The following is a 14752-nucleotide window of genomic DNA, read 5'->3' on the forward strand; positions in this document are numbered from 1 at the left end:
GGCGACTTAAGCGAAAAGTGTAAATCGCCCGAAAGCCGCGCCCCGCCTGCCAAACTGGCGGAGGTTCCACGTCGGCACCGCTCATCGGCGTGTGGAACCCGCAGGGAAAGGCGGGATCTCGTGTCAGTCAGCACCGAGGACGGAGTCCTGGACGGGGCCCGACCGGACATCCACTACGACCCCTACGACGTGGCGCTCAACCTCGACCCGTACCCGATGTTCGCCCGGATCCGCGAGGAGATGCCGCTCTACCGCAACGACCGGCACGACTTCTACGCACTCAGCAGGTTCGACGACGTCGACGCCGCCCTGATCGACCACGAGACCTTCAGCTCGGCCCGCGGCGCGGTGCTCGAGATCATCCAGTCCGGGATGGAGATCCCGCCCGGCACGCTGATCTTCGAGGACCCGCCGATCCACAACATCCACCGCAAGCTGCTGTCCCGGATCTTCACCCCCCGCAAGGTCAGCGCGCTGGAGCCGAAGATCCGTGAGTTCACCGCAGGCTGCCTCGACCCGCTGGTCGGGACAGGCCGCTTCGACTTCGTCAAGGACCTGGGCGCGCAGATGCCGATGCGGGTGATCGGCATGCTGCTGGGCATCCCGGAGGCCGACCAGCAGCACGTCGTCGACCATGGCGACTCCACGCTGCGCACCGAACGCGGCGGCAAAATGACCGAGAACCCCGACGGCGCCATCGCCACCGGCGAGGTGTTCGCCTCCTACATCGACTGGCGCGCCGAGCACCCGTCCGACGACATCATGACCGAACTGCTCACCGCCGAGTTCGCCGACGAGACGGGGGCCACCCGGCGGCTGCGGCGCGACGAACTCCTGCTGTACCTCCAGGTGATCGCCACCGCGGGCGCCGAGACCACCACCCGGCTGCTCGGCTGGGCCGGCAAGGTGCTCGCCGAACACCCCGACCAGCGCCGCACCCTGGTCGCCAACCGAACGCTGCTGCCCGCCGCCATCGAGGAGCTGGTGCGCTTCGAACCGCCCGCCCCGCACATCAGCCGATACGTCACCCGCGACGTCGAGTATCACGGGCACACCGTTCCGGCAGGCAGCGCGATGATGATGCTGCTCGGCGCCGCCAACCGCGACCCACGCCGGTTCGGGCCCGACAGCGAGTCGTTCAACATCCATCGCGAACCCCACCAGCACCTCGGATTCGGCGTCGGCACACACTTCTGCCTCGGCAACGCGCTCGCCCGGCTCGAGGGCCGGATCGCGCTCGACGAGATCCTCGACCGCTTCCCGGAATGGGAGATCGACCTCACCGACGCCGAACTCAGCCCGACGTCGACGGTGCGCGGGTGGGAATCGATGCCGGCGCTGCTGCCATGACGGGCCGGGTCGAGGGCAAGGTCGCGTTCATCACCGGCGCGGCGCGAGGGCAGGGCCGCAGCCACGCCCTGCGCCTCGCGCAGGAGGGCGCCGACATCATCGCGGTCGACATCTGCAGGGCCATCGACGACGTCGTCTATCCCGCATCCACGCCCGCCGATCTCGCCGAGACGGTGGCCCTCGTCGAGGCCCGGGGCCGGCGCATCGTCGCCGCGGAGGTCGACGTCCGCGACTACGACGCGCTGGCGGCCGCCCTCGCCGACGGTGTCGACCAGCTCGGCCGCCTCGACATCGTGGTGGCCAACGCGGGCATCGGCAACGCGGGCAACAAACTGCACAAGCTGCGGGAACACATCTGGCAGGACATGATCGACATCAACCTCACCGGCGTCTGGCACACCGTCAAAGCCGCGGTGCCGCACGTGCTCTCCGGCGCAAGGGGCGGATCGATCATCCTGACCAGCTCCGTGGGCGGCATGAAGGCTCACCCGCACACCGGCCACTACATCGCCGCCAAGCACGGCGTCGTCGGCCTGATGCGGACCTTCGCCGTCGAGCTGGGCCGGCATTCGATCCGGGTCAACTCGATACATCCGACACAGGTCAACACGCCCATGGCGATCAACGACGCCACCTTCCGGTTGTTCGCACCGCACAAGGAGAACCCGGGGCCGGAGGACTTCGCGCCGATCTCCCAGATGATGCACACGCTGCCGATCCCGTGGGTGGAACCCGAGGACGTCAGCAACGCCGTGTTGTTCCTCGCCTCTGACGAATCCCGTTACGTCACAGGTGTTCAGCTGCCCGTCGATGCGGGCTGCTTACTCAAGTAACCGATTGAACCCAATAGTGAGCGGAGACACCCATGCCTGAATTCGACTACGAAGAGCTGAAGAAGGAAGCCGAGCAGTACATCAAGTTCGAGAAGGACATCAAGAACCGCATCGCCTACATCACCTTCAACCGGCCCGAGGAGCTCAACTCCACGACGCTGGGCATGCGCCAGAACTACGCCGACATCATCCACAAGTGCAATGTCGACGACGACGTCAAGGTGGTCGTGATCCGCGGCGAGGGCGACGATTTCGGCAGCGGTGGCGACCTGCCCGAACAGCGCGGGATGATCGAGAATCCCGGTATGCCGCTGCCGCACGAGCTGGCCATCAACGACGACAGCGTCAAGTACCCGCCCGGCGGCTCCTACCGCTACCTGTCGACGGTCACCGACTTCTACGCCAAGGCTCCGGCGGGGAACCGTCCGCTGCAGGAGCTCCGCAAGGTCAGCATCATCGAGGCCAAGGGCTATTGCTACGGCTGGCACTTCTACCAGGCCGGTGACGCCGACCTGGTGATCTCGTCCGACGACGCGCTGTTCGGCCATCCGGCGTTCCGCTACGTCGGCTGGGGACCCCGGCTGTGGTGGTGGGCCGAGACCATGGGACTACGCAAGTTCTCCGAGATGCTGTTCACCGGTAGGCCGTTCAGCGCCAAGGAGATGTACGACTGCGGCTTCATCAACAGCGTGGTGCCGCGCGAGGACCTCGAGGCGGAGACCCTCAAGTACGCGATGGCGTGCTCGAAGTCCCGGCCCACCGACACCGTCGCGGTGCAGAAGACGTTCCTCGAGATCTACAAGCAGCACAAGGGCGAGTACATGGGCAGCCTGCTGACCGGAATGGTCGAGGGCATGCTGCCGATGATCACCAACGACCGCGACAACGAGGTCGACCTCACCGGCGGCACCTTCGAGAAGGGACTCAACAACGTCGTCAAGGACAACGACATGAACTTCCCGCCGGAGTGGCGGCTGAGCCGCTCGGGCCGCGCCAAGCCCTGACCGCCATGTCGGCGCTGAAGGGCCTGCGGATCGTCGAACTCGCCGAGTCGGTGGCCGGCGAGTACTGCGGCAAGCTGCTCGCCGACTTCGGCGCCGACGTGGTGAAGGTCGAACGGCCCGGGCGGGGCAGCCCCACCCGGGCCATGGCACCCCTGATCGACGGCGAGAGTGTGGTGTTCGCGTACCTGAACACCAACAAGCGATCCGTCGTCCTCGATCGCATCACCGACGCCGAGGCCGTGGACGCCCTCGTCGCCTCGGCCGACGCCGTCATCGACGACCACGATCCCGAGTGGGCCGCCGAGGCGTACCGGCGCCACCCGACGGTGGTGTTCTGTTCGGTGACGGCATACGGCCGCGGCGCGTCACCCGCTGCGCAGAATCGCAGCAGCACCGTGTTCCACAGCAGCGGCTGGGGCTTCCACACACCCAGCCACGCCGACCCGGCCAGACCACCGCTTCAGGCGCCGGGCCGGCTGCTCACCGACTACGAGGCCGGGCTGGACGCGGCGATGTGCGTCGCCGCATGCCTGTACTCCCGTTCGCACTGCGGCGCAGGTGAGTTCGTCGACGTTTCGCAGCAGGCCGTGCTGGTGTCGCGCGCCGACTGCATCCTCGGCAGGTTCCTCAGCGGCGAGATCGCACCGGAGAACACCCGCGACGACTTCGACCAGCAGGGCCCGGCGTCGTTCTTCGCCTGCGCCGACGGACATGTCTACCTGTACATGACCAGCGGCACCCACTGGGCGAACCTCAAGGTGCTGATGGACCACCCGGCGTGGCTGGACGACTTCGAGGACGACTGGCTGGAGTTCTCCGTGACCGCCGAGAAGGTCGCCACCTTCCACCGCGGCTTCGCCGACTGGATCCGCGATCGCCGCGGGGAGACGGTCGCCGAGCAGGCGCAGCGCGCCGGTGTGCCGCTGGTGCCCGTCAACAACGCCGACGATCTGCACCGCTCGCCGCAGTACCGTCACCGCGGCTTCTTCCGCGACGTGGCACATCCGGTCCTCGGCGTCGGCCAGCACCCCACGGTCCCCTACCTGATGAGCGCGTCACCGGCAGACATCATCTGCGCCGCACCGGCTCTCGGCCGGCACACCACCGAGGTGCTGGGCGAGCGGCGACCCGTCCGGCCGGCACCCGTGCAGGCGCCGCCGGCGACGGAGCGCGGTGGTCCACTGGCGGGGGTGCGCGTCGTCGAGCTGACGAAGGTGTGGGCCGGCCCGTATGCCGGGAAGCTGCTGGCGCTTCTCGGCGCCGAGGTGATCAAGATCGAGAGCGCCGCCCGGCCGGAGGAGATGCGGGCCTACGGCGGCACCGACGTCAACCACGCCCCCTACTTCCTGAGCATCAACCCCGAGATCCTCAGCGTCGACCTCGACATCAAGACTCCCGACGGGATGGCGCGGCTGCGTGACCTCATCGCCCGCAGCGACATCGTGCTCAACAATCTGCGGCCGGGCGCGATGGAACGCCAGGGTCTCGGCTATGAGGACCTCACTGACGTCAGGCCGGACATCATCTCGGTGTCGATCAAGATGTGGGGCAACGACGGTCCGCTCGGCTACCAGACCGGCTACGCGCCGTGCTTCGCCGCACTGGCGGGCCTCGCCTCCCTGGTGGGCTACGAGGGCGGCCCGCCACTGGGCGCCAGCATGCGCTACGGCGATTCCACGGTCGGCGCCGCCGCCGCCTTCGCCGCCGTGGCGGCACTGCTGCACCGTGACCGCACCGGCGAGGGACAGTTCGTCGACGTGTCCGCGGTCGAGGTGCTGTCGTCGATGATCGGCGACACCCTGCTCGCCCACGACCTGACCGGACGGGTGCCCACACCGGAGGGCAACCGGCACCCCGACATGGCGCCGCACGGCTGCTACCCGTGCACCGGCGGCGACTGGGTCAGCATCGCCGTCGCCGGTGACGCCGAGTGGTCGGCACTGTGCGCCGCGCTGGGCGCCTCCGACCTCGCCGCCGACGAGCGGTACCGCACCACCAGGGACCGCCTGCGCCAGTCCGCCGCACTGGATGCCGAACTGGCCCACCTCACCGGCGGCCTGGACGCCGCGCCGCTGGTGCGACGCCTGCACGACGCGGGGGTTCCGGCCGCCAAGAGCGCGACGGCGCTCGACGTGATCGGTGACGAACGCCTCTGGGAGCGCGGCCTGTACCGCATCGTGACCGACCACCGCGAAGGCGCGCGGCCGGTGCTGGGGCCGTCGTGGCGGATGGCCCGCGACCCGGCCCGCATCGAACGCGGCGCACCCGACCTCGGCGAGCACAATGACTTCGTGTTCGGTGACATCCTCGGCGCGCAGGAGATGCGATGACAGCAGCACTGGCGGGCACCGTGGCCCTGGTGACCGGAGCCAGCAGCGGCATCGGCGCGGCGACGGCGCGGATGCTGGCCGCCCGCGGTGCCGCCGTCGCCCTGCTGGCCCGCCGCGCCGACCGGCTCGCGGAGGTGGCTGCGGCCATCGAGGCCGACGGCGGCAGCGCGATGCCCGTGCCCGCCGATGTGTCCGATAAGGAGCAGGTCACCGCCGCCGTGGCCGCCGCGGTATCCCGGTGGGGCAGGCTGGACATCCTGGTGAACAACGCCGGCCTGATCCGCACGGGCGAGGCGGCCGCGGCCTCCCTCGACGACTGGGACGACCTGGTCACCGTCAACGTGCAGGGCGTGTTGTACGCAACGCGTGCCGCGCTGCAGCACCTCATCGACGCCGCCGCCGACTCGCCGCGCGGTGTGGCCGACGTGGTCACGGTCAGTTCCACCGCGGGCTGGGTGGCCCGGCCCGGCACCGCGGTGTACTCGTTGACGAAGTTCGGCGTCAACGCATTCAACGAGGGATTGCGGCAGGAACTCATCGGCAGCCGGGTCCGCGTCGGCGTCGTCGGGCCCGGCACCGTCGACACCGAGATCAACGACCACCTGCCCGCCGAGTCCCGCGCGGCGATCGATCAGCGCACCGCCGGGATGGTGAAACTGCGGCCCGAGGACGTCGCCGACGCGGTGACCTACATGGTGACCCGTGACCGCCGGGTGGCCGTCAACCACATGTTGGTGCGCGCCGCCGAGCAGACGTGGTGACCGGCGCCTGGCCCACCGGCGACCACCTGGGGATCGTGTTCCCCGCCCACATCGCCGCCCTGCGTGACGGCGGCGCCGCGTTCCTCACCGAGGCGTTCCGGGCGGCGGGCGCGCTTGACCCCGACAACCGGGTCGTCCGCGTCGACGGCTGCGACGAGGTGCCCGGCGGCAGCACCGGACGCAAGGCGTCGCTGGACGTGGAGTACCTCCGAGCCGGACCACCCACGGCACTGTTCGTGAAGTTCTCCCGCGACTTCGACGACCCGGTGCGCGACCACGGCAGGACGCAGATGGCCGCCGAGGTCACCTTCGCCACACTCGCCCAGGCACCCGGCTTCCCGATCGCGGTGCCGCGCACCATGTTCGCCGACTACCACGGCGGCACCGGCACCGGTGTGCTGATCACCGAGCGGATCCCGTTCGGGCGCAACGGCATCGAGCCGCAACACCACAAGTGCCGCGACGACGAGCTGCCGTCGCCGCAGGAGCACTACCGCGCGCTGCTGACGGCGCTGGCCCGGCTCGTCGGCGCGCACAGGTCCGGGGTGCTGCCCGCCCAACTCACCGAGTCGTTCCCCGTCGACCTGAAGGCCGCCGCCGTCGGCGAACCGGTGCCGCTGACCGCCGGTCGCCTCGACCGCCGGTTGGCCGCACTCGGCGAGTTCGCGCGCGCCCACCCCGCGCTGCTGCCGGCCGGCGTGGGTTCACCGGAGTTCCTCGGCCGGCTCGGTGAACAGGCCCACGAGGTGATGCGCCGCGAACCCGACATCTGGCGCAGCCTGGCCTGCGCACAGGATCACATCGGGCTGTGCCACTGGAACGCCAACGTCGACAACGCGTGGTTCTGGCGGGACGCCGACGGCACCATGCGCTGCGGACTGCTGGACTGGGGCTGTGTGAGCCGGATGAACGTCGCGATGGCGATCTGGGGATCGCTCAGCGGCGCCGAAACCGCCCTCTGGGACGACAGTTTCAATGAGCTCACCGAGGTTTTCTGCGCCGAGGTCGCCGCCTCCGGCGGACCGCACCTCGATCCGGCGGGGCTGCGCAGGCACGTGCTGCGCTACACCGCACTGATGGGCATCACCTGGCTGCTCGGGGTGCCCGCGCTGGTGGCGGCCCGGGTGCCCGACGCAGGCCCGGACACCACCCGTTTCGACCCGCGCATCCGCGATGACGAGAGCGTGCGGGCGCCGCTGCAGATGCTGAGCAACGTCCTCAACCTCTGGCGCACGCGCGATATGGCCGCGGCCCTGGCCGAACTCGGCTAGCGCGTGTTTCAGCGGATCAGCGACCGGATCTGCTCGCGGGGGAAGAACTCCTGGTCCTCGCCCCAGCCCTGCTGGCCTTCCCACCGCCAGTCGGTCAGCGTCCAGAACGTCATGCGGCCCGGCCAGCCGAGCCAGCGCAGGGCGGTGCGGACGTCGCCTTCGGCGTGCAGACTGCGACCAAGGTGGTCCTCGGCGTCGAGCACGACCTGCGCTGGCGCGCCCGCACGTCGACTCAGCACGCGCCGGGTGCCCTTGACGAGCTCGCCGAGTTCGCCGTCGCGCATGAGGTAGCCACCGATCACCACGTCCACGCCCGCTTCCCGGCCCGCGACGGTGATGGTGTGCCAGTGCTGTTCGGGTGAGGCGATCGCCCACAGGTAGTCACCCGGCCGCCGGGCGCCGGGATGGTGCGGACCCCACGTGCGGTCGCGCATCGAGTAGCAGTCCACGTCGACCCGTTCGCCGTCGAGCACCAGAGATCCCGTCATCCGGCCCGGCTGGTCGAAGTGGTGCGGCGCGCCGCCGGCGCCGTCGCCCAGCGTGTGCGGCGCCATCAGCGACGACCACTCCAGGTCGAGTTCCAGCCCGGGTGCGTCGTACGACAGCCGGTAGCGGTGCGCGGGCTCGACAACCGTGTGGCGCAGGGAGTTCGGCAGGGTGAAGTCGGCGAAGTCCAGCGCGCCGGTGGGCGGTTGCTGCCACCGCCAGTCGTAGAAGAGGCAGTCGTAGACCTCTTCACCCGTCGGGTCCCACAGGGCCGGTCCCCCGCCGGCGATCCCGGTGCGCACGTCGTGGAAGTAGTAGACGAACCCGTTGATGTCGCGTTCGGGGACGGCGAAGCCGAACCAGCCGCTCTCGTTCCAGTACGGGTCGTCGCCCGCGGGGTGGAACGTCTCGTCGCCGGAGAAGTCATTCGCCACAGGTCACCCCGGTGAGCCGCTCGGACAGCGCCCACAGCTCGCGGCAGTCGGTCTCGCTGTGCGCCTGCCGCGGCACCTTGGCGAATGTGATTCCGCCGCCAGCAGTCTCGTAGAGACCGCGCGGCCCGTAGTAGGCGCCGCCGTCGGCGGCCGGCGACACCGCGGCGTAGAGCGCCGGCTTGATCGCCTCGTCGACCTCGAGCCACATGAACGGCAGCAGCCGCCACGTCAGCTGGGTGAGCCGGGCCTGCAGGGTCGGGGTGTCGCGACCGTACGAGGCGCCGCTGAGCAGATTGGTCTTGGCCAGGCCCGGGTGTGCGGCAGTAGAGGTGACGGTCCAGCCGTTGCGTCGGCTGCGCCGGTCGAGCTCCATCGCGAACATCAACTGCGCCAGCTTGGCGAGGCCGTAGCTGTGCATCGGCTTGTAGCCGCGCTCGGCGTTGGCGTCGGTGAAGTCGAGGTGGCGCTGCGTGGCGGCGATGCTGCTGACCGTGACCACCCGCGCGGACGGCGCGGCGCGCAGCAGCGGCATGAGGTGTGCGGTCAGCGCGAAGTGCCCGAGGTGGTTCGCCCCGAACTGCAACTCGAATCCGTCGCCGGTCTGCTGGCGGTGCGGTGGCGTCATCACCCCGGCGTTGTTGATCAGCACGTCGATCGGGCGGCCCTCCGCGCCGAGGTCGTTTCCCAGCGCGGCAACGCTTTCCAGCGAGGCGAGGTCCAGCGGCCTGATGGAGAGTTTGGCGGCGGGCACGGCGGTGCGGATGTCGTGGACGGCCGCCTCGCCCTTGGCGCGGTTGCGGACCGCGAGCACCACGTCGGCGCCGGCCGCCGCCAGCGCTCGCGTGAGGCCGAGGCCCAGCCCGCTGTTGGCGCCGGTGACGACGGCTAGTCTGCCGGTGAGATCGGGAACGTCGAGGGTGAGACTGTCTTTCACCAGTTGACCGGCAGCTCGTAGAGGCCGTAGGCGAGGGCGTCGTGCTTGAACGGGAGCTCGTCGAGCGGCACGGCCAGCCGGATCGTCGGGATCCGGCGCAGCAGCGACGGCAGGACGATCTGCAGTTCCATGCGGGCCAGCTGCTGACCGACGCACTGGTGACGGCCGTAACCGAACCCGACGTGCGGTCCGTTCTGGCGCAGCAGGTCCAGCCGGTCGGGATCGGGGAATTGGCGGGTGTCCCAGTTGGCGGGGGCGACGTCCAGGATGATGCCCTCGCCGGCCCTGATCGTTTCGCCGTCGACTTCGATGTCCTCGACGGCGATGCGGCGCTGGCCGGTCTGGATGATGCTGCAGTACCGCATGAGTTCTTCGACGGCGGCGGCGATCACCTTGGGGTCGTCGGTGTCGCGCAGCAGCGCCTGCTGTTCGGGGTTCTCGAGCAGTGCGACGACGCTGACGCTGAGTTGACCGGCGGTGGTCTCGTGGCCGGCGATGAGCACCCCGGTGGCGAGCTGCGCCGCCTCCTTGACGCTGATCTCCTCGGCCTTGACCCGCTCGGCGAGGTCGGACACGAGGTCCTCGGCGGGGTCGGCCATCTTCGTGGTGATGAGATTCATGAGGTATTTGAACAGCGCGCCTGCGCCTTTCGCGGAGTCCTCGGCGCTGGCGTAGCGGCTCATGCCCCTGTTGGCCTGCTCCTGGAAGAACTCGGCGTCTTTGTATGGCACCCCGAGCATCTCGCTGATCACCAGCGACGGGACCGGCAGCGTGAGCATGTCGACGATGTCGGCCGGTTGGGGGCCTTTGAGGATGGCGTCGATATGGTCGTCGGTGATCTTCTGCACCGCGGGCCGCAACGCCTCGACGCGCTTGAAGGTGAACGGCCGCGACAGCATCCGGCGGTAGCGGGTGTGTTCCTCGGCATCGGAGGTGAACACCGAGCGGGGCCGCCGGTCGACCGTGGCGAGCATGCCCTCGTTCCAGTGCGGGTAGCCCGGCTTGCGGTCGTCGACACTGGCGCGCGCGTCGGCGAACAGCGAGCGGATCGCCTCGTAGCCGGTGATCAGCCAGGGCGTGCTGCCGTCCCAGATGCGGACGCGGCTGAGCTGACGAGTGGCGTTGGCCTGCAATGCCTCCGGCGGTGGCGCGAACGGGCAGCCCGGCGCGCGGGTCATCGGGAAGTCCGGGATGGTGTCGGCGTCGGGCATCACGTCGGTCATGGGCGATCCTTCGGTTGGATGATCCGGACGGGTGCCTGCCACAGCCCGGCGATGGCGTCGACGAGGCCCTCCGCCGCGACCGGCCACGGTGATCGCGCCCTTGGGCCGTGTTCGGCCAGCGCACTCTCGTGTTCGGCGCAGGTGTGCATCAACAGGTTGCGGGCCATGACGATGCGTTCGAAGCGGACCCGTCGGGGCAGGTCCGGAAGACAGCGGGTGATGCCGTCCATCGCCTGCACCAGCAGCGGCGAGCCGAGCGCATCCCTGGTCACCAACTGGCGGCACTGCGGGTCGGCCATCGCCTGGGCGGCGAAGCGGGCGTACCAACTCGGGCTGCCCAGCGTGTCGAGGTGATCGGTCAGCGGGGTGACCAGTGCGCTGACCCAGTCGCTCAGGTCGGTCGAGCCGGCGATCTCGGCGAGCTTGCGGGCGCGCAGCGACTCGATCGGACCGCGGTGCTTGGCCTCGATGGCGCGCAACAGATCGGTGCGGGTGCCGAAGTGGTAGCAGACCGCGGCGTTGTTGCCCTGGCCGGCGGCCTCGCTGATCTGCCGGTTCGAGACGGCGTACATGCCGCGCTCGGCGAAGAGGCGCTCGGCGGCGGTGAGGATCAGCTGGCGGGTGCCCGACGAGCGGTCGCTGCTGAGCACTCGCGCGGCGGTCACGGTTCCGAGTGAACTACGTCATCCGACTTAAATCAAGCAGTTTATTTAACCCACCTCTGTCCACCACGCCGCGAGCGTGCGTGTCGACCAACAGACACGCACGCTCGCGGGACGAAGAGAACTCGGGGTCAGGCCTGCTTGAGGGCCTCGATCTCCAGGGTGATGGTGATCTTGTCGCCGACGACGGCGCCGCCGGTCTCGAGCGGCATGTCGAGGTCGATGCCGAAGTCCTTGCGGTTCAACACGACCGACGCCTCGAAGCCGGCGACCTCGCCATGGCCCATGCCCGGGCTGACGCCGTTGAACTCGAGGTCGAGGCTCACCGGCTTGGTGACGCCTTTGAGGGTGAAGTCACCGTCGAGGACGTAGCGGTCGCCGTCGGCGCGCACGCCGGTCGAGGCGAAGGTCGCGGTCGGATAGGTGGCGGCGTCGAAGTAGTCGGCCGACTTCAGATGTGCGTCGCGCTGCTCGTTGCGGGTGTTGATCGAGTCGACGGCGATCTCGGCGGTGACCGACGGGGTGCCGTCCTCGGCCACGGTGATCGCGCCGCTGAACGTGTCGAAGGTGCCGCGCACCTTGCTCACCATGAGGTGGCGTACCGAGAAGGCGATGGTCGAGTGCACCGGGTCGATGGCCCAGGTGCCGGCGGCGAGTGCGGTGGTTGCAGTGGTCATGGGATTCTCCTGATCCGAGCGTCGGCCCTTCCGACGTCCTTCATCCCGTATCAAGCGGACTGCGGTCCGATTCATTCCCGAATGGCGCCGCCTACTGGGTTCGATCCATTCGCACTGACGCGAGCGTGCACGTTTGTACGCCCGATACGGCGTGTCGGCGTGCAGACACGCACGCTCGCGGAGCTACCTCGCGGAGACGAACGCGCTCAGGCGGCCAGCGGGGTGTAGGTGGTGGTGCGCTGGCGAGCCGGACGGCCGATGCCCTTGGCGATCGCGACGAGTTCCTCGACCGACTTCGCCGACCCGTTCTCCGAGCCGGCCATCCGCGAGATGGTCTCCTCCATCAGCGTGCCGCCGAGGTCGTTGGCGCCGCCCTGCAGCATCACCTGGGTGCGTTCGACACCCAGCTTGACCCAGCTCGTCTGGATGTGGTTGATGCGGCCGTGCAGCATGATTCGCGCCAGTGCGTGCACGGCGCGGTTGTCGCGGTGCGTCGGCCCCGGCCGGGCGCCGCCCGCCAGGTACAGCGGCGAACTCTGGTGCACGAACGGCAACGGCACGAACTCGGTGAAACCACCGGTGCGGTCCTGGATCTCACGTAGCACCCGCAGATGCCCCACCCAGTGCCGCGGCTGGTCGACGTGGCCGTACATCATCGTCGAACTCGACTGCAGACCCACCTCGTGGGCGGTGGAGACGACCTCGATCCACATCGACGTCGGCAGCTTGCCCTTGGTGAGGATCCAGCGCACCTCGTCGTCGAGGATCTCCGCGGCGGTACCGGGAATCGATCCGAGACCCGCCTCCCGCAGCGCGATCAGCCACTCCCGGATCGACAGCCCGCTCTTGGTGACGCCGTTGGCGATCTCCATCGGGCTGAACGCGTGCACGTGCATCGACGGCACCCGCGCCTTGACCGCGCGGACCAGGTCGGCGTAACCCGTCACCGGCAGTTCGGGGTCGATGCCGCCCTGCATGCACACCTCGGTGGCGCCGGAGACGTGAGCCTCCCACGCCCGGTCGGCGACCTCGTCGGTGGACAGCGAGAACGCGTCGGCGTCACCCTTGCGCTGGGCGAAGGCGCAGAACCGGCACCCGGTGTAGCAGATGTTGGTGAAGTTGATGTTGCGGTTGACGACGAAGGTGACGTCGTCGCCCACCGCATCCCGGCGCAGCGAATCGGCCAGCGCGGCAACGGCGTCCAACGCCGGCCCGTCCGCCGTCGCCAGCGCGAGATAGGCGTCGTCGGACAGACCCCCCGGGTCGCGTTCGGCGGCGCGCAGCGCGACCAGCACATCGGTGTCGATGCGCTCGGGTGCCCGGGATGCCAGATCGTGCACCTTCTCCCGGATCGACTCCCAGTCGCCGAAGGCGCTGCCGAGGTCACTGCGCGTCTCGGTGCGTCGCCCCTCGCTGTCGATGGTCTCATTCAGGTCGATCCGGCCGAGGGACTGCAGCGCCTCGTCGGGTTCCTGCCAGGGCCGCCCCACCGGGTTGACGTCGAGCGCGAGACCGGTGTCAGGGTCGGCCAGTGCGTCGACATGTCCGTGTACCCGCGGGTCGATCCACGCGGCGCCGCCCTGCACGTACTGCGGTTGCGCGGTCAGGCGCTGCGTCAGGTCGTAGCCGGCGTCGGCGGTGATGTCGGCCAGGTCGTCGAGCGCGGGCCACGGCCGCTCGGGGTTGACGTGGTCGGGGGTCAGCGGTGACACCCCGCCCCAGTCGTCGACGCCCGCGCCGATGAGCGCGAGGCACTCCTCGCGCGACACCAGGTTCGGCGGCGCCTGGATGCGCATCTTCGGGCCGAGGACCAGTCTGGTGACCGCGATCGTGGCGAGGAAGTCGTCGATGCCTGCGTCGGGCGTCGCGGCCATCGCGGTGTGGTCCTTGGCCCGGAAGTTCTGCACGATCACTTCCTGGACGTGACCGAACTCCTTGTGCGAGCGCCGGATCGCGTGCATCGTCTCGGCCCGTTCGGTCAGCGTCTCGCCGATGCCCACCAACAGACCGGTGGTGAACGGGATGGACAACCGGCCCGCGTCGTCCAGCGTGCGCAGCCGGACCGTCGGATCCTTGTCGGGACTGCCGTAGTGGGCCAGCCCCTTGGTCTCGAACAGTCGACGCGACGTTGTCTCGAGCATCATGCCCATGGACGGAGCGACGGGCTTGAGCCGCGAGAGCTCCGACCAGCTCATCACGCCGGGGTTGAGGTGCGGCAGCAGGCCGGTCTCCTCGAGGACCCGGATCGCCATCGCCCGCACGTAGTCCAGGGTGGAGTCGTAGCCACGTTCGTCGAGCCACTGCCGAGCGTCGTCCCAGCGCGCCTCCGGCCGGTCGCCAAGCGTGAAAAGCGCCTCTTTGCAGCCGAGTTCGGCGCCACGACGGGCGACTTCGAGGATCTCGTCGGGCTCCATGTACATGCCGTGGCCCTGTTGGCGCAGCTTGCCGGGCACCGTGACGAAGGTGCAATAGTGACAGGTGTCCCGGCAGAGGTGGGTAACCGGGATGAAGACCTTGCGTGAGTAGGTGACGGGCAGCCGGCCGTGGGGCCCGCGCCGCCCGGCGGCCTCGAGACCCGCATCGCGGACGCGGGCCGCGCTGGCACAGAGGTCTTGCAGGTCCTCGCCACGGGCGGTCATCGCGATCGCGGCCTCGTCGACGTTGAGGGCGACGCCGTCGCGGGCGCGCCTCAGCACGCGTCTCAATGCTGCGGGAGTTGGCGCTCCGGACTTCGGGGGGACTACCGGGCTGGGCAGATCGGCGCCACGCTGGGGGTTCAGAGCCACT

At 69.4% G+C, this 14752-nt stretch carries 12 protein-coding genes; 6 read left to right on the forward strand and 6 right to left on the reverse strand.

The window, feature by feature from the left end; all coding sequences use genetic code 11:
• The first annotated feature begins 120 nt into the window (after positions 1-120).
• Genes O6P37_RS01050 through O6P37_RS01075 form a run of 6 tightly spaced genes read left to right on the forward strand, consistent with a single transcriptional unit; the run spans position 121 to position 7549 of the window.
• On the forward strand, positions 121-1350 hold the full coding sequence (locus O6P37_RS01050) for a cytochrome P450 (RefSeq protein ID WP_269892335.1): 1230 nt from the start codon (positions 121-123) through the stop codon (positions 1348-1350).
• Entirely contained in the window at positions 1347-2183 is an 837-nt protein-coding gene (locus tag O6P37_RS01055) for a mycofactocin-coupled SDR family oxidoreductase (RefSeq protein WP_269893132.1), read from the forward strand. Before O6P37_RS01050 ends, O6P37_RS01055 begins: the two co-directional genes overlap by 4 nt.
• A gap of 32 nt (positions 2184-2215) precedes the next feature.
• The gene (locus O6P37_RS01060; RefSeq protein ID WP_264013222.1) at positions 2216-3187 is read left to right on the forward strand and encodes an enoyl-CoA hydratase/isomerase family protein; all 972 of its coding nucleotides are present in this window, start codon (positions 2216-2218) and stop codon (positions 3185-3187) included.
• 5 nt (positions 3188-3192) lie between these two features.
• Complete coding sequence (locus O6P37_RS01065) at positions 3193-5517, forward strand: CaiB/BaiF CoA transferase family protein (RefSeq protein ID WP_269893133.1); 2325 nt, start codon at positions 3193-3195, stop codon at positions 5515-5517.
• Positions 5514-6278 (forward strand): SDR family NAD(P)-dependent oxidoreductase, encoded by a 765-nt coding sequence (locus tag O6P37_RS01070; RefSeq protein ID WP_269892336.1) that lies wholly within the window; start codon positions 5514-5516, stop codon positions 6276-6278. Before O6P37_RS01065 ends, O6P37_RS01070 begins: the two co-directional genes overlap by 4 nt.
• On the forward strand, positions 6275-7549 hold the full coding sequence (locus O6P37_RS01075) for a hypothetical protein (protein WP_269892337.1): 1275 nt from the start codon (positions 6275-6277) through the stop codon (positions 7547-7549). The genes O6P37_RS01070 and O6P37_RS01075 overlap by 4 nt, the downstream gene beginning before the upstream one ends.
• A gap of 8 nt (positions 7550-7557) precedes the next feature.
• Here O6P37_RS01075 and O6P37_RS01080 read toward each other — a convergent pair whose 3' ends face one another.
• From O6P37_RS01080 to O6P37_RS01105, 6 genes are all read right to left on the reverse strand, one after another.
• A complete protein-coding gene (locus O6P37_RS01080; RefSeq protein ID WP_269892338.1) occupies positions 7558-8469 on the reverse strand; it encodes a DUF7065 domain-containing protein in 912 nt (303 codons plus the stop codon).
• Positions 8459-9406 carry an SDR family oxidoreductase gene (locus O6P37_RS01085; protein WP_269893134.1) on the reverse strand — a complete coding sequence of 316 codons (948 nt, stop codon included), beginning with the start codon at positions 9404-9406 and terminating at the stop codon, positions 8459-8461. Before O6P37_RS01085 ends, O6P37_RS01080 begins: the two co-directional genes overlap by 11 nt.
• Entirely contained in the window at positions 9400-10626 is a 1227-nt protein-coding gene (locus tag O6P37_RS01090; protein ID WP_269892339.1) for a cytochrome P450, read from the reverse strand. The genes O6P37_RS01085 and O6P37_RS01090 overlap by 7 nt, the downstream gene beginning before the upstream one ends.
• A complete protein-coding gene (locus tag O6P37_RS01095) occupies positions 10623-11291 on the reverse strand; it encodes a TetR family transcriptional regulator (RefSeq protein ID WP_269892340.1) in 669 nt (222 codons plus the stop codon). The genes O6P37_RS01090 and O6P37_RS01095 overlap by 4 nt, the downstream gene beginning before the upstream one ends.
• A 128-nt stretch (positions 11292-11419) precedes the next feature.
• Positions 11420-11965, reverse strand: a complete 546-nt coding sequence (locus O6P37_RS01100) for a YceI family protein (RefSeq protein ID WP_269892341.1) — start codon at positions 11963-11965, stop codon at positions 11420-11422.
• 206 nt (positions 11966-12171) lie between these two features.
• Positions 12172-14751 carry a bifunctional FO biosynthesis protein CofGH gene (locus tag O6P37_RS01105; protein WP_269892342.1) on the reverse strand — a complete coding sequence of 860 codons (2580 nt, stop codon included), beginning with the start codon at positions 14749-14751 and terminating at the stop codon, positions 12172-12174.
• Position 14752: the final 1 nt, after the last annotated feature.

The organism is Mycobacterium hippophais, assembly GCF_027529605.1.
GTDB lineage: Bacteria > Actinomycetota > Actinomycetes > Mycobacteriales > Mycobacteriaceae > Mycobacterium > Mycobacterium arseniciresistens.

Coding starts and splice junctions, on each gene's coding strand:
- O6P37_RS01070 (WP_269892336.1), top strand. CDS start 5,514: ATGACAGCAGCACTGGCGGGCACCGTGGCCCTGGTGACCGGAGCCAGC.
- O6P37_RS01090 (WP_269892339.1), bottom strand. CDS start 10,626: ATGACCGACGTGATGCCCGACGCCGACACCATCCCGGACTTCCCGATG.
- O6P37_RS01100 (WP_269892341.1), bottom strand. CDS start 11,965: ATGACCACTGCAACCACCGCACTCGCCGCCGGCACCTGGGCCATCGAC.
- O6P37_RS01060 (WP_264013222.1), top strand. CDS start 2,216: ATGCCTGAATTCGACTACGAAGAGCTGAAGAAGGAAGCCGAGCAGTAC.
- O6P37_RS01065 (WP_269893133.1), top strand. CDS start 3,193: ATGTCGGCGCTGAAGGGCCTGCGGATCGTCGAACTCGCCGAGTCGGTG.
- O6P37_RS01055 (WP_269893132.1), top strand. CDS start 1,347: ATGACGGGCCGGGTCGAGGGCAAGGTCGCGTTCATCACCGGCGCGGCG.